Annotated in this window: 9 protein-coding genes and 2 pseudogenes; 4 read left to right on the plus strand and 7 right to left on the minus strand. The window is 72.2% G+C overall.

Annotated elements, in window-relative coordinates; translation table 11 throughout:
- Window positions 1-149: 149 nt before the first annotated feature.
- A complete protein-coding gene (locus ACGF4C_RS12025) occupies window positions 150-1,643 on the minus strand; it encodes a hypothetical protein (RefSeq protein WP_393565511.1) in 1,494 nt (497 codons plus the stop codon).
- Between the two features lie 300 nt (window positions 1,644-1,943).
- Between ACGF4C_RS12025 and ACGF4C_RS12030 the strand changes: the two are divergent.
- Window positions 1,944-3,030 (plus strand): annotated as a pseudogene (locus ACGF4C_RS12030) (chitinase).
- Window positions 3,031-3,135: 105 nt separating this feature from the next.
- On the opposite strand, the gene ACGF4C_RS12035 reads toward ACGF4C_RS12030, so the two are convergent.
- Window positions 3,136-4,011, minus strand: coding sequence for a serine protease (locus ACGF4C_RS12035; protein WP_393565513.1), 876 nt, complete (start codon window positions 4,009-4,011; stop codon window positions 3,136-3,138).
- Between the two features lie 245 nt (window positions 4,012-4,256).
- Here ACGF4C_RS12035 and ACGF4C_RS12040 point away from each other — a divergent pair.
- A pseudogene (locus ACGF4C_RS12040) lies at window positions 4,257-5,632 on the plus strand (M14 family metallopeptidase).
- Between the two features lie 72 nt (window positions 5,633-5,704).
- On the opposite strand, the gene ACGF4C_RS12045 reads toward ACGF4C_RS12040, so the two are convergent.
- From ACGF4C_RS12045 to ACGF4C_RS12060, 4 genes are all read right to left on the minus strand, one after another.
- Window positions 5,705-7,192, minus strand: coding sequence for a GntP family permease (locus ACGF4C_RS12045; protein ID WP_393565514.1), 1,488 nt, complete (start codon window positions 7,190-7,192; stop codon window positions 5,705-5,707).
- A 132-nt stretch (window positions 7,193-7,324) separates the two neighbouring features.
- Window positions 7,325-7,735, minus strand: coding sequence for a RidA family protein (locus ACGF4C_RS12050; RefSeq protein WP_393565516.1), 411 nt, complete (start codon window positions 7,733-7,735; stop codon window positions 7,325-7,327).
- 2 nt (window positions 7,736-7,737) lie between these two features.
- Window positions 7,738-8,496: an IclR family transcriptional regulator gene (locus ACGF4C_RS12055; RefSeq protein WP_393565518.1), complete on the minus strand. Its 759-nt coding sequence runs from the start codon at window positions 8,494-8,496 to the stop codon at window positions 7,738-7,740.
- Window positions 8,493-9,578: a sugar kinase gene (locus tag ACGF4C_RS12060; RefSeq protein WP_393565860.1), complete on the minus strand. Its 1,086-nt coding sequence runs from the start codon at window positions 9,576-9,578 to the stop codon at window positions 8,493-8,495. Before ACGF4C_RS12060 ends, ACGF4C_RS12055 begins: the two co-directional genes overlap by 4 nt.
- A gap of 307 nt (window positions 9,579-9,885) precedes the next feature.
- Here ACGF4C_RS12060 and ACGF4C_RS12065 point away from each other — a divergent pair, with 307 nt between their 5' ends.
- Window positions 9,886-11,175, plus strand: a complete 1,290-nt coding sequence (locus ACGF4C_RS12065; RefSeq protein WP_393565520.1) for an amino acid deaminase — start codon at window positions 9,886-9,888, stop codon at window positions 11,173-11,175.
- Window positions 11,176-11,234: 59 nt separating this feature from the next.
- Entirely contained in the window at window positions 11,235-12,854 is a 1,620-nt protein-coding gene (locus ACGF4C_RS12070) for an amidohydrolase family protein (protein WP_393565522.1), read from the plus strand.
- On the opposite strand, the gene ACGF4C_RS12075 is transcribed toward ACGF4C_RS12070, so the two are convergent.
- Window positions 12,851-14,980 (minus strand): P-loop NTPase fold protein, encoded by a 2,130-nt coding sequence (locus ACGF4C_RS12075; RefSeq protein WP_393565524.1) that lies wholly within the window; start codon window positions 14,978-14,980, stop codon window positions 12,851-12,853. The two genes, ACGF4C_RS12070 and ACGF4C_RS12075, sit on opposite strands and share 4 nt — an antisense overlap.
- Window positions 14,981-15,002: the final 22 nt, after the last annotated feature.

A 15,002-nucleotide genomic window follows, 5' to 3' on the forward strand; every position in this document is an offset into this window, starting at 1 on the left:
GAGGGACCTCGATCGGGACGGGGGTGGGGCGGGAACGGGACGCGGACGGGACGGGGGACGGTCGGATCGGCGGGGGCGGACCGGTGGGTCGGTGGGTCGGTGGGTCGGTCGGCTCTGCGGGCCGGTTCGGGGGGCCGGATCGGCCGGGGTCAGCGGGCGCGGGCCACCGTCCGTGGGGCACCGGGGATTCCGGGAACGTTCGGCGCGTCCGGTTCACCGGCGAAATCGGGGTGGCCGGGGAGGTACCGGCGGCCGGGGGCGGTGCGGGGGACGTCGGTCGCGTACGGGTTGCCCGGGACGGGGCGGCCGGACCCGTAAGGGTTCCCCGGAACTCCCGCCCCGGGGACGCCGTTCGGGAGCTCCGGCCCGCGGACGTCCACCTGCCCCGGTACGCGCCGGCCGGCGGGCGCACCACCGTATCCGTCCGTCACCTCCGGCCCGCCGGGCACGCCCGACGGCGCCACCGGTGCCAACCCCCGCTCACCCCAGGGCGCGGACGGCGGCGGACCGGGCTGCGGTGCCGGGACGGAGGACGGCGAGGCGGATGGCGGGGCGGACGGGGCCCAGGAAGGGTCGGGGGCGGGGGCCGGCGGCGCGGGCGCCTCCGCCGTGGGTCCCGGGGCCGCGGGCGCCTCGCCGGCCGGACCGGGGGCCGGGAGCGACTGCGGGCCGGGGCCCTGGGCCGGGAGCCGGTCCGCCGCCGGGTGCGGGGCGTTCGCCGTCCCGGCGGCCGTCTCCGCTCCGGTCCCCGCCTCCGGCCCGGCTATGGCCGCGGGGCCGCGCCCGGCCGGGCCGCCGCCGCGCGCCGAACGGTCCCTGGCCAGCGGTGCCGTGCAGAACGCGCACCGGTCGCCCAGCACTTCCAGCCCGCACCAGCCGCACTCCTCGCGCCGTACCGACGCGACCAGTTGGCGGAGGACCGCCGGGTCGGGGATGCCCGCGGCGAATTCGATCAGCTTCTGGGTGCCCCACCAGCGCGCGGACTCGGCGGGCAGCCGCACCTCGTACGCGCCCTGCACCTGCCAGGCCGGGGCGAGGGCGCCGGTGACCCAGTCCGCGGTGAGCTGGCCGCGGGCGACGGCGAGTTCGGTGGCGAATCCGGGCGGCCGCAGCCCGGCCTCGGTGGCGTGCCGGTCCAGGTGCACCAACTGCGGTGCGGGGTGGGCCAGGACGGCGAAGTGGGCACCCGGCAACCAGGACTTCACATGGGCCCGCAGATCGACCTCGATGTGGTCCAGCCCGGTGACGCTGCCCAGCAGGGCACCGGCATGGATGTAATGGCTCAGCAGCCGGGCCGCGCTGGCCAGTACGCCGGGGCTGAAGTCGTACAGGGACAACTGCCGCAGCTGACGGGCCAGCAGGGCGACGCCCAGCGGCGGCAGGGACACCGGAACGATGGCGATCCGGTCGCTCTCCAGGACGGCGCGGAGGGTGTGCAGCCGCCGGACGTGCTCGGGCGGGCAGGCGGAGGAGTACAGCACGACCAGATGGCCGTGGTGTTCCAGCACCGCGCTGGTCTCCGTCAGCGCGTCGTCCAGGGGCGTCAGGTGCGGGGCGGGCAGGACGACGGCGGCGGGTGTCCGCCGGTCGACGGGGGAAGGCAGCGTGAGGTCAGGGCTGGTGACTGCAATCGCGGTCGGCACGTCGCTCCCCCACTCCCTCCGGCCGCCGGGGGTCCCGGGACCGCGGATCGGCACAGCTCTGCGCCATCGGCGCCATACGCTCAGCACTTTATCCACAGAGATACGTCCCGGAGAACACGTTCTGGGCTACTCGTCATGACCATCCGGAGGACCACCGTGATGACCTCATGGCCGGGGCCCGAACTCCCGCTTGACGCACGGGTATTGACATGAGCATTGGTCTGGACCACGTTGTACGGCACGCACAGGGGCCCCTGCGCTCACACCAGCACCGCCCCTCACATTCCCCCCACTCCCCCCATGGAGGCATCCGTGGTTCGTGCACCATCAGATGCGGTTCGGGCTCGGTCACTTCCGGACGGACGCAAGGTCACAAGGAGGCTGCTCGCCGGGCTGGCCGCCGCGGTACTGAGCTCGGCCGGCCTCGTGGCCGCCGGCACCGCCCGGGCCACGGAGGGGCACCCGGCCGCCGCCCCGGCCGCCCGCTCCGCGGCGCACCCCGCCGCCGTCCCCGCCCACGCCCTCACCGGCTACTGGCAGAACTTCAACAACGGCGCCACGGTGCAGAAACTCAAGGACGTCGACGACGCCTACGACGTCATCGCGGTCTCGTTCGCCGACGCCGCCGACCGGCCCGGGGCCGTCACCTTCCACCTCGACCCGGCCGTCGGCTACGGCTCCGTCGACGACTTCAAGGCGGACATCAAGGCCAAGCAGGCGGCCGGCAAGTCCGTGATCATCTCGGTCGGCGGCGAAAAGGGGGCGATCTCGGTCAACGACGACGCCTCCGCCAAGAACTTCGCCGACTCGGTCGGCACGCTCATGGACGAGTACGGCTTCGACGGCGTCGACATCGACCTGGAGAACGGCCTCAACGCGACCTACCTGACCCAGGCCCTGAAGGCGGTGCACGCCGCACACGGCGACGTCGTGGTGACCATGGCTCCCGCAGACCGTCGACATGCAGTCACCGCAGAACGAGTACTTCAAGACGGCGCTCGGCATCAAGGACTTCCTGACCGCCGTGAACATGCAGTACTACAACAGCGGCTCCATGAACGGCTGTGACGGCAAGGTCTACGCCCAGGGCTCGGTGGACTTCCTGACCTCGCTCGCCTGCATCCAGCTCGAGAACGGCCTGGACCCGTCGCAGGTCGGCATCGGCGTCCCGGCGTCCGACCGCGCGGCGGGCAGCGGCCATGTCGCCCCGTCCGTCGTCAACAACGCACTCGACTGCCTGACCAAGGGCACCGGCTGCGGCTCGTTCAAGCCGTCCAAGCAGTACCCGGGGCTGCGCGGCGCGATGACCTGGTCCACCAACTGGGACGCCGCCAACGGCAACGAGTTCGCCCACCAGGTGGGCGCCCACGTCCACGGCCTCCCGTAGGGAGGACCACCGGCAAGAACTGCCAGGTCCCGCGCACGCCGTGCCCGGGACCTGGCTCCGCTCCGTTCCGTTATCCGGCTCCGTTCCGTCAGTGCCTGCGGCAGATCACTTCCGCACGCCCGCCGGCTTCGGCAGCGCACAGCCCGCCGCGCTCAGGTCCAGCTTGTTCCCGGCGCCGAAGCACTTCGGGATCCCGTAGGTCTCCTCGGCGTAGTTGGTGCCCTGGTGCACCGTGACGTTGCCGTTCTCGTCGACCTCGCACGGGTTGTTGACGGTGCACTTCTCGCCGTCCTCATTGCCCGTGTTGTTGATCGCCGCGACCTTGCCCGTCGTGGTGTCGACCACCGGCGAACCGGACGTGCCACCTATGGTCTTGCACTCGGGGGTGTAACGGACCGAGTCCTTCCAGGTCCAGTCGCCCTCCTTGAGGGTGGGCACGAACCCGTCGATGCTGCAGGTGTAGATCTTCTTCCAGTAGCCGGAGACCACACTGATCCCGGCACCCTTGGCCGGGTGCTCGGTGGCCAGTTCCAGCGGCTTGATCCCGTACTTCTGCTCGATCTGGGCGTACGTGGAGCCGGTCTGGTAGATCGTGACGTCGGTGTCGGTCATCGTCGCGTAGGCGACCTTGGTGGCCCTGATGGTGCCCACGCCGCGCGCCGACCTGTCGAGCAGGGTGAAGCTGCGGCTGGACCGCTGGTCGACGATCACCTCGCCCGCGCCGGGCATGCCGCTTTCCAGACAGTGGCCGTTGGACATCACCAGGGCCGGGTCGTTCGCCTGCGAGGTGGGCATCCGCACCACCGAGCCGGAGCAGTTGCTCAGCGCCACGGTGCCGGCGAAGTTGACCGCCTTGGTCCGGTACTGCCCGTGGTGCGACGCCGCCCGCTCGGGCGCGGCCTGCGCCGTCGGGACGGTGCCCACCAGGGCTGCGGCTCCCAGCACGGCCGTGGCCAGGGTGCCGACGAGAGGTCTGTTCATGTGGGGGTCCTCTCAGCTCTGTCACCGAGAGCCCGCACGAACCCTCGGTTTTGTCGTGCGCATTGTCAGTGCCACGCCCCACCGGGGCAACCAATCCACCGGAATCGATGGGAAGTTGACGGACGCCGCAGCCGCCCCGACCTCTTCCACCCCCGCCACATCTGGCCGTCCCCCGCCTTGACCCGCCCATGCCAACCCCAAAACACTGGCGGCGTCGCTTCGACTCACACCCCACAGGAGACCGCATGCGACCACGGATACGCGGCGGACGGTCGACCGTCCTCGCCGCGCTGCTCTCCCTCGCGCTCGCCGCCCCGATCACCGCCGCACAGGCCCTGGACTCTCCGGCCGGGGCCGCCGCCGGTGCCACGGCGACGGGTGGCGCGGACCGGACGAACCCCGAACGGCAGCCCCATCAGTACGAGGTGACCGGGCCGGCCACGCCGGCGGCCCGTACCGCGCTCGCGGCGACCGGTGTCAGCATCGACGAGGTGCACGCCCGGTCCGTCGTCATCACCGCCGACCGGACCCAGGCCGGCACTCTTCGACAACTCGGTTATCGGGTGCGGCAGTTGCCCGACCTACCGGCGGCCAACCCGGCCACGCCGGCTGCTCCGGGGGCCCGCGTCAAGGATTTCCCGCCCGGCTACACCGGCTACCACACCTACGCCGAGGCCACGAAGGAGATCGACACGCTCGTCGCCAAGTACCCGGCGATCCTGTCCAAGCAGGTCATCGGCAAGTCCCACGAGGGCCGCGACATCCTCGCCCTCAAGCTCAGCAAGAACGTCACCAAGGACGAGAACGAACCCGAGGTCCTCTTCACGGCCCACCAGCACGCCCGGGACACCTCACCGTGGAGATGGCCCTCTATCTGCTGAACGAGCTGACCTCGAAGTACGGTTCGGATCCGCGGGTCACCAAGATCCTGGATTCCCGTGAGATCTGGATCGTGCCGGACCTGAACCCTGACGGGGGCGAGTACGACATCGCTTCCGGGTCGTTCCGCAGCTGGCGGAAGAACCGGCAGCCCAACGCCGGGAGCAGCGAGGTCGGCACCGACCTCAACCGCAACTGGGACTTCAAATGGGGCTGCTGCAACGGCTCCTCGGACGACCCGGGCGACGAGACCTACCGCGGGGCCTCCCCCGCCTCCGCCCCCGAGGTGCAGGTCGTCTCGAAGTTCGTGCGCAGCCGCATCGTCGGCGGTACGCAGCAGATCAAGGCCGCCATCGACTTCCACACGTACAGCGAACTCGTCCTGTGGCCCTTCGGGTTCACCAACGACCCCACCGGCCCCGGCATGACCCAGGACGAGCACGACACCTTCGCCACGCTCGGCAAGAAGATGGCCGCCACCAACGGCTACACCCCGGAGCAGTCCAGCGAGCTCTACATCACCGACGGCGCCATCGACGACTGGCTGTGGGGGGACCAGAAGGTCTTCGCGTACACCTTCGAGATGTACCCGTCCTCGGGCCACGGCGGTTTCTATCCGAAGGACTCGGTGATCGCGAAGGAGACCGCACGCAATCGTGAGGCGGTGCTCCAGTTCCTGGAGACCGCGGACTGCGTGTACCGCGTGATCGGCAAGGAAGGGCAGTACTGCAAGGGCAGGTGAGCCGGAACACACGAGGAAGGCACGGGCCGCCGCGGCGCTGCGGGGATGCCGGGAGGCGGCGGCCCGTGCCCTTCACACCAGCAGGCTCACCAGCGCCGCCACCGCGAACCCCGCGACCGACAGGACGGATTCCAGCACCGTCCAGGTCTTCAGCGTGTCGCGTTCGGTGATGCCGAAGTACTTGCTGACCATCCAGAAACCGCCGTCGTTCACATGCGAGGCGAAGATCGAGCCCGCCGAGATCGCCATGATGACGAGTGCGGCGAAGGGCTGCGAGTGGTGGCCCGCCTCGATCAGCGGCCGGACGATGCCGGCCGTGGTGACGATGGCGACGGTCGCCGAGCCCTGGGCCACGCGCAGGACGAGGGAGATCAGGTACGCCAGGACGATCACCGGCAGGCCGATGCCCTTGAAGGTGTCGGAGAGGGCCTGGGCGATGCCGCTGCCCTTGAGGACCGCGCCGAAGATCCCGCCCGCGCCGACGACCAGCAGGATGTTGCCGACCGGCTTCAGGGATGCGGTGGACACCGTCTCCAGGGACTTGCGGGACCAGCCGCGGCGGACGCCGAGCAGGTAGTACGCGAGCAGCAGCGCGAGGGTCAGGGCGACGAAGGGGTGGCCGACGAACTCGATGACCGAGCGGGCGGTGGAGGGCCCGAGGGCGATCGAGGAGAAGGTGGCGAGCAGGATCAGGACCAGCGGGGTGCCGATGATGGCGAAGACGGTGCCGAGCGGGACCGGCTTCTCCGTCGGCGTGACGCCGGCCTTCCGCTGTTCCTCGGTGAGTGCGGCCTTCGCCTCCCGTGCGGCCTCGACCATGTCCTGCGGTACGGGCACGAAGATCCGCCGGCCGATCCAGGCGGCCCAGCCCCAGGCGGCGAGCACGGCGGGGATGCCGCAGACGATGCCCATGAGGATGACCCAGCCGAGGTCGACGTGGAGCAGGCCCGCCGCCGCCACCGGTCCCGGGTGCGGGGGCAGGAAGGCGTGCGTCATGGACAGGCCGGCGAGCAGCGGCATGCAGTAGAGGACGATCGACCTGCCACCGCGCTTGGCGGCCGCGTAGACGATCGGTGCGAGGACGAAGATGCCGACGTCGAAGAAGACCGGGATGCCGAAGATCAGGCCGGTCAGGCCCATGGCGAGCGGCGCCCGCCGTTCGCCGAAGAGGTGGAGCAGACGGGTGGCCAGCACCTCGGCGCCGCCGGAGACTTCGAGCACCGCCCCGAGCATGGTGCCGAGGCCGATGATGATCGCGACGTGGCCGAGGGTGCCGCCCATGCCGGACTCGATGAGCGAGACGGCGTCGGACTTCTGGACGGTGCCGAAGAGTTCGGTGACGGAGAGGCCGGCGCCGAGGCCGACGGCTATCGAGACCGCCAGGAGGGCCACGAACGGCTGGAGCCGGACCTTGATGATCAGGAAGAGCAGCAGCACGATGCCGAGCGCGGCGACGGTCAGCAGTCCGGCGGTGCCGCCGAGGAGCGGGAGGATGCCGCCGGTGTGGGGTGGGGCGGGGGGCGGCGCGGGGGCGGCCGCGGCGAGGAGCGACAGGGGCATGAGGGGGGACCTCGTAATTCCATGAGTCTTTCGGGAGGCAGGGGGGATCGCGGCACGGCGTACCCGGGTGGGGCGCCGTGCCGTGGCGACCTATGAACGGCGGGACGGACAAACGGAGTTGAGCGGGTCGGCTCAGCCCAGGACGGCGAGGGCGTCGATCTCGATGAGCAGGCCCTTGGGCAGACCGACGTAGACGGTCGTGCGGGCGGCCGGGGCCTGGGTCAGGCCCTGCTCCTCGAAGTACTGGTTGTAGATCTCGTTCATCTCGGCGAAGTGGCCGGTGTCCGTGAGGTAGACGCGCATCATCATCACGTCGTCCCAGGTGGCGCCGCCCTCTTCGAGGATCGCCTTGACGTTCGCGAAGGTCTGCAGGGTCTGCTCGCGCAGGGTCGGGCCGGCCGGGGTGGGGGCCTGGCCCGCGACCGCGGGGAGGAAGCCGACCTGGCCCGCGACCTGGAGGATGTTGCCCTTCTTCACGCCGTGGGACAACTTCGCGGGCGGGGTGGTGTGGGTGGCCGGGGTGAGGGCGGTCTTCTCGCTCATGCTCATGCTTCCTTGGTCGGTGGACTGCCGGAGTACTCCCGGCTGATGGCGTCGGCGGTGCGGCGCACCAGGGGGAGCAGGGTGAGGAGTTCCTCGGCGGAGACGACGACGTTCGGTGCGGAGACCGACATGGCGGCGACGGCGCGTCCATCCGCGCCGCGGACCGGAGCCGCCACGCAGTTGATGGACTCCTCGTGGCCACCGAGGTCGGTGGCCCAGCCCTGTTCGCGGACCTTGGCCAGTTCGGCGAGGAAGGCCGTGGCGTCGGGGGTCGAACGGGCCGTGTAGCGGGGGTAGTCGAGCGTCGCGGCGAGGGTGCGGCGCTCGGCTTCCGGAAGGTCGGCGAGGAGCAGCTTGGCGACCGCGGCGACGGTGATCGCGACGGGCTTGCCGATCCGGGAGTACATCCGGACCGGGTAGCGGCTCTCGACCTTGTCGATGTAGAGGACCTCGTTCTCCTCGTGGACGGCGAGGTGGACCGTGTGGCCGCACTTCTCGTTGAGTTCGACGAGGTGCGGGTGGGCGATCTCGCGTACGTCGAGGTTCTCGGCGGCCTCCTGGGCGAGCGCGAAGAGGCGGGCACCGAGGCGGTAGCGCTGGTCGGCCTGCCGGTGGACCAGGCCGTGTTCGTGGAGGGTGCGCAGCAGCCGGAGGGCGGTCGACTTGTGCACGCCGAGCCGGTCGGCGACCTGGCCGAGGTCGGCGGGTCCTTCGGCGAGCAGTGGCAGGATGCTGAGCGCGCGGTCGACGGTCTGGCTCATGGGCTCGGTACCTCCTCGGCGGCCCTGCGGTCGGCTGCGACGGTCCAGCCGGGGCCGAGGTGCAGTTTCCCCCAGGCGGCGTCGTCGAGCGCGGCCAGCCCGTCGGCAAGGGCCCGGCCGGGCGGGGCCGCGAGGTCGCCGGGGACGGTGAGGGCGGCGGCGGCGAAGAGGTGGCCGTACCGGGCGCGGGCGCGCAGCGGCAGGCCGCGGAGGGTGGCGGAGAGGAATCCGGCGGCGAACGCGTCACCGGCGCCGACGGCGGCCACGACCTCGACGTCGAGCGAGCGGACCGTGGTGGCGGTGGCACCGCCCGGGCCCCCGTCGTGGAAGACGACGGCTCCTCCCGCGCCCCGCTTGACCACCAGGACCTCCGGCTCGGGCAGGGCCGCGCGGATCGCCCGGCTGCCGTTGAGGCCCCAGGCGTCCCGGGCCTCGTCCTCACCGACGAACACCAGGTCGGCGCCGCGCGCGAGGTCGAGCAGGACCCCCGGACCGATGGGGGTACCTCCCGGCTCAGGGGGGCGCCCCCGCTCGAACGAAGTCGAGGGTGGAAAGGATGGGGGAGGAGCCGAGAGCTTGGGGGAGCCGCGCCACAGGCCGGGCCGGTGGTTGACGTCGAACGAGACGAGGGGGCGGCGGCCGGGGCGGCGCGCGGTCAGGGCGCGCAGCAGGTCGAGGCAGTCGGTGGACAGGGCCGCGGTGATGCCGGAGAGGTGCAGGATGCGGCCCTCCTGGAGGGCGCCGGTGTCCAGGGTGGTCACGGACATGGCGGAGGCCGCGGAACCGGCGCGGTAGTAGGCGACCTCGTGGGCGTCGGTGGCGCGGTCGCCGGCGGTGCGGAAGTAGATGCCGGTGGGGCGGTCGCGGTCGCGGCGCACCGCGGAGGTGTCGACGCCGTAGCCGGCGATGGTCGCCACGAGGTGGTCGCCGAAGCCGTCGGCGCCGACCCGGCTGATCCACTTCGTGCGGTGGCCGGCGGCGGCGAGCATGCAGGCGACGTTGGACTCCGCACCGCCGATGGCGCGGTCGAAGGAGGGGACGTCGGCGAGCCGTCCGGGCCGGCCGGGCAGGAAGGTGACCATGGACTCGCCGAGGCAGACGACATCGGCGGCCGGGGCGGGGGTGCCGCCCGGGCCGTGGGTGCCGCTGCCGTCCGGGGTCGTGGTCACGGTCGTGTGCACTCCTTCGCTGGGCTTGTCCGGGCGGGCCGTGCTCGGCCCGCCGGCCCCGGAGGTCTTCCCGGCGGAGTCGGCGATGTCCTGCGGTTTTCTGCGGTTTCCCGCCGCGTTTCCCACCATTGACCGGGCGATGGGCCGGATGTTAGACAGCTGTCAGCGATATGCGCAATGGTCGTTGCAGAGCATGCAACATGATCTTTGAGGAGGCCCCATGACGGGGGATCGGCTCGCGCAGGGACTTGCGGAACTCGCCGACGAACGCGTCGATCACCGCTTCAAGGGGCTTCCCCCGGACGCCGAGGGGCTGACCGTCGGCGAGCTGGCCGCCGAGCGCCGCAACCTCTTCGACGGCGGTTTCACCACCCCCGTCCTGGCCCTCTCCGCGGAGGCCGTCGAGCACAACCTGGCCGCCCTGGAGACCTATTCCACCCGGCACGGCCTGGCCTTCGCCCCGCACGGCAAGACCTGTATGGCCCCCCAGCTCTTCGCCCGCCAACTGGAGCACGGTGCCTGGGGCATCACCGCGGCCGTCCCGCACCAGGCCCGGGTCTACCGCACGTACGGCATCCAGCGGATCTTCCTGGCCAACGAGTTGGTGGACGCCGCCGCGCTGCGCTGGCTGGCCGGTGAGCTGGCCGCCGACCCCGACTTCCGCTTCGTCTGCTACGTCGACTCGCTGCCCGGCATCGCGCTGATGGACGCCGCGCTGCGGGAGGCCGGAGCCACCCGCCCGGTCGACGTGGTCATCGAACTGGGCGCGGGCGAGGGCGCGCGCACCGGCGTCCGCACCGAGGCCGAGTGCCTCGAACTCGCCGACGCCATCGCGGGCGTGGACACCCTCCGGCTGGTGGGCGTCGCCGGGTACGAGGGCGAGGTGCCGGACGCCGACGGCGAGCGGGTGCGCGCCTGGCTGCGCCGACTGGTCGCCCTGGCCGTGGAGTTCGACAAGGCCGGCCGGTTCGCCGACCTGGACCGGATCATCGTCAGCGCCGGCGGCAGCGCCTGGTTCGACGCGGTCGCCGAGGTCTTCGAGGAGATCCCCGCGCTGTCGGCGCCGGTCCTCAAGCTGCTGCGCTCGGGCGCGTACGTCTCGCACGACGACGGCCACTACCGCCGGCTGACCCCCTTCAACCGCGTCCCGGAGGAGGGCGATCTGCAGCCCGCCTTCCGGCTGTGGGCGCAGGTCGTCTCCCGCCCCACGCCCGACCAGGCGTTCCTCAACGCGGGCAAGCGCGATGCGGCCCACGACCTGGACCTGCCGCGGGCCCAGGTCGTGCGCTCGGGCCGGGACGGCACCGAGCGGCCGGCGGCCGGGATCACCGTCACCGGGCTGTCCGACCAGCACGCCTGGCTGGCGACCGAGCGCGCCGGCGACGTCGAGGTCGGCGACTGGGTCGGGCTGGGGCTGTCCCACCCGTGCACGTCGTTCGACAAGTGGCAGCTGATCCCGCTCGTCGAACGGGACGGCACGGTCGTCGACTTCGTCCGCACCTTCTTCTGACCGCCCGCGCCCGCCGGAGCTCTGCTCTTCCCCTTCCGCCCGCCCCAAGAGGACCCGCCATGGACCTGGTCATCCGCGACGTACGCGTCCTCGACGGCACCGGCGGCGCCTCCTACCGGGCGGATGTCGCGCTCGACGGCGGCCGGATCGCCGCCGTCGTGCGCGAGGGCGCCGGCCGCCGCCCCACCGCCCGCCGCACCCTGGACGCCGGCGGCCTCGCCCTCTCCCCCGGCTTCATCGACATGCACGCCCACAGCGACCTGGCGCTGCTGCGCGACCCGGCGCACGAGGCCAAGACCGCCCAGGGCGTCACCCTCGAAGTCCTCGGCCAGGACGGCCTGTCGTACGCGCCGGTCGACGACCGCACCCTCGCCCAGGTCCGCCAGGCCATCACCGGCTGGAACGGCGGCGGCCCCGGGGACACCTCCCTCGACTTCGACTGGCGGACCGTCGGCGGGTACCTCGACCGCCTGGACCACGGCTTCGACGGACAGGGCATCGCGGTCAACGCCGCCTACCTCGTCCCGCAGGGCACGGTCCGGATGTACGCGGTCGGCTGGGACGACCGGGACCCGACCCCGGCCGAGCTCGACCACATGAAGCGCCTGGTGGCTTCCGGCCTGGAACAGGGCGCCGTCGGCATGTCGTCCGGCCTCACCTACACCCCCGGCATGTACGCCAAGGACGCCGAACTCACCGAACTGTGCCGGGTCGTGGCCGCGTACGACGGCTACTACTGTCCCCACCACCGCAGTTACGGGGCCGGCGCCCTGGCCGCGTACCAGGAGATGGTCGACCTCACGCGCACCGCCGGCTGCGCCCTCCACCTCGCCCACGCCACCATGAACTTCGGGGTGAACAAAGGCCGAGCCACCGACCTCCTCGCCCTCCTCGACGACGCGATCACCGCGGGCGCGGACATCAGCCTCGACACCTACCCGTACACCCCCGGCGCCACCACTCTCGTGGCGATGCTGCCCAGTTGGGCCAACGAGGGCGGCCCGGAGGCCACCCTCGCCCGGCTGCGGGACGACGGGACCGCCGAACGCATCCGCCACCACATCGAGGAGCTCGGCTCCGACGGCTGCCACGGCGTTCCGATCGACTGGGACACCATCGAGATCTCCGGCGTCGCCGACCCCGCCCTCGCCCCCTGCGTCGGCAAGACGCTCGCGCAGGCCGCCGCCGCACGCGGTGAGACCCCCTGGGCCACGGCCCGCGGCCTCCTCCTCGACGACCGTCTCGGCCCGACGATCCTCCAGCACGTCGGCCACGAGGAGAACGTCCGCGCGATCATGCAGCACCCGGTGCACACCGGCGGCAGCGACGGCATCCTCCAGGGCGACAAGCCGCACCCGCGCGCGTACGGCACCTTCCCGCACTACCTCGGCCACTACGCCCGCGAGCTGGGGGTGCTGTCCCTGGAGGAGTGCGTGGCCCATCTGACGGGCCGTCCGGCGGCCCGGCTGCGGCTGCCCGACCGCGGGCTGGTCCGCGAGGGCCACCGCGCCGACCTGGTCCTCTTCGCCCCGGACACGGTCGCGGCGGGCTCGACGTTCGACGCCCCGCGCACGCTACCCGTCGGCATCCCGCACGTCCTGATCGACGGCCGCTTCGTCATCGAGGACGGCCGCCGGACGGACGTCCTGGCGGGGCGGGCGGTGCGACGGACCCCTTAGGGCGCCTCGGGCACGCCCCGCTCCCGGAGAGCGGCCAGCACGAGGTCGGTCAGCTCCTGCGCGTTGTTGGTGAGCGAGGCACCGAGAGCCGCGGCACGTTCCTCGCGTTCCGGGGACCGGCGGATGGTGAAGAAGACCACCGGCCCGCTGTAGTTCTCGTCCTCCTTGAGGCGTTCCACCATGACGAAGCCCGCGGTGTGGGCCCGCCCCCGGCTGATGTCGGAGATCAGCAGGTCGGGGGTGCGGGTCCGCAGGGCCTGAACGGCGTCGGCGCTGTTATCGACATGCGTCACCTGCGCCCCGAGGGTCTCCAGCACCGAGCGCACCACGGCCTTGCGGTCCGGCTGGTCGTCGACCCACAGGACGTCCAGCGGCGGTGCCTGGTACCCACGGCCCTGCTGCGGATACCCGCCCTGCTGCATCTGCGGCGGATACGCGGGCTCCTGCATCGGCGGCGGGTAGCCGTCCTGCGGCCCCGGCACCGGGTACCCGGACTGCCCGTACGGCGACGGAGGCTGCTGCCGAACCGCCGGTGCCGGCTGCGGCGGCATCCCGTACGCCGGCTGCTGCTGCCCGTAACCGCCCACCCCCACATACGGCTCCCCGCCCGGCCAGGCCAGCGGCGGGCCGAACCCGGTGGCGTAGCCGTCCACCTGGACGTCCGGCAGGCTCTGCCACATGGGCGCCCATTCCCGGGACATCCGGGTCGGCTCGCCGCCCGTCCCCTGCGGGCCCTCGCGCAGCCGTTGCAGCAGCCGGTCCGCGTCCGGGCGGGCGGTCAGCTCGTCGACCAGCGAGGTGAACGCCGGGTTCATCACCAAGTTCGGGAATTCCGTGGGGAGTTGGCGCTCCAGCGCGGCCAGCACCGGCTCGCCCGACCCGCCGATCGGGTCCGGCGCCGGCAGGTCGTACGAGGCCAGGAAGCTCCGCACCGTCCTGAGTTCCCGGTCCGGGACCGGGGCCGTGGCCGCGGCCAGCAGCGTCCGCCGCACCTCGCGGTAGGTACGGAATTCGGCCACCACATCGCCGTCCACCGTGCCCGACGGGCCGGTCATCATCCGGTAGAAGTCGGGATAGAAGTACTGCAGGAGCAGCGTCCTGATCACCGCGTCGGGGCCGAAGTCACGCCAGACCGGGTTCAGGGTCGCTTCCAGGACGAAGCCGTTGACCAGGCGTTTGATGCGGCGCGGGTTGCGGTCCGAGCGCTGGACCAGCAGATCCACCAGGGCGTCGTCGAGCAGCGGCTCGATGCCCGCGGTCCGGGCGCACCACCGGATGTAGTCCTTGACCCCGTGGTTGTCGGGGGCCGGAATCCGGTAACTGGTCTGGAAGATCTTCTCCATGAACGCCGAGCCGGCCGGCGACAGATCACGCAGCAGCCCGTTGGGCCCCAGCGCCGACCGGTCACAGCCGATCATGAACGCCAGTCCGGGCACGTCCAGATAGACCTTCACCGCCTCGCAGACCGCGAGCACCGTCTCCTCCGAGCAGCGGTCGAGGTCGTCGATGAAGACCACCAGGAGCCGGCGCGGCCGGTTCTCGGTGTTTTCCGACCACTCCCGCACCAGCTCGCCGATCGCCCCGCGCATCTCGTTGCGCGCCTGGGAGTCGACCGAGAGGCTCTTCCACAGCTCGTCGACGAGACCGGCCACCCCGAGCGGCCCGGCGACGACCGTGGTCAGCGCCCGGGCCGCCCGCAGCAGGGCGCGCCGCTCGCTGACCCGCGCCAGGCCACGGCGCAGCACCCGCCGGTCGAAGCGCATCAGGACGGACTTGATCAGCCCTTCCAGCGCGTCGGCACCGGTCGAGGTCCAGGCGTTGTACCAGACCGTGTGGACGTCGGGGGCGTGCGCCAGGTCCGCGTCGACCAGCCGCATCAGGCTGCTCTTGCCCATGCCCCAGCCGGCGTCGACGGCGAGGGTGAACGGGGTGGACCCGCGGGAGGCGACGAGCAGGCCGGCGAGCTGGCGGGCGGCGCGCCCGGCGCCGAGCAGATCCGCGGCGGACTCGGCCACCGGCTCGTCGTTGAGCAGGGCGAACGGGCCGTGCGGCAACGGCGCGGGCACGGCAGGCGCGGGCGCGGCGGGGACGGGCGCGGCGGGAGGTAACGGAGCCGAGGTGGGCATGCGCCCGGAGCGTACCGGGGCG

It is taken from the genome of Streptomyces sp. NPDC048197 (genome assembly GCF_043202395.1).
GTDB classification, from domain to species: Bacteria; Actinomycetota; Actinomycetes; order Streptomycetales; family Streptomycetaceae; genus Streptomyces; species Streptomyces siderophoricus.

Bases quoted from the DNA above. Each gene is read 5' to 3' on its own strand.
- ACGF4C_RS12035 (WP_393565513.1), bottom strand. From the start codon at position 4,011: ATGAACAGACCTCTCGTCGGCACCCTGGCCACGGCCGTGCTGGGAGCC.
- ACGF4C_RS12045 (WP_393565514.1), bottom strand. From the start codon at position 7,192: ATGCCCCTGTCGCTCCTCGCCGCGGCCGCCCCCGCGCCGCCCCCCGCC.
- ACGF4C_RS12050 (WP_393565516.1), bottom strand. From the start codon at position 7,735: ATGAGCGAGAAGACCGCCCTCACCCCGGCCACCCACACCACCCCGCCC.
- ACGF4C_RS12055 (WP_393565518.1), bottom strand. From the start codon at position 8,496: ATGAGCCAGACCGTCGACCGCGCGCTCAGCATCCTGCCACTGCTCGCC.
- ACGF4C_RS12060 (WP_393565860.1), bottom strand. From the start codon at position 9,578: ATGGTCACCTTCCTGCCCGGCCGGCCCGGACGGCTCGCCGACGTCCCC.
- ACGF4C_RS12065 (WP_393565520.1), top strand. From the start codon at position 9,886: ATGACGGGGGATCGGCTCGCGCAGGGACTTGCGGAACTCGCCGACGAA.
- ACGF4C_RS12070 (WP_393565522.1), top strand. From the start codon at position 11,235: ATGGACCTGGTCATCCGCGACGTACGCGTCCTCGACGGCACCGGCGGC.
- ACGF4C_RS12075 (WP_393565524.1), bottom strand. From the start codon at position 14,980: ATGCCCACCTCGGCTCCGTTACCTCCCGCCGCGCCCGTCCCCGCCGCG.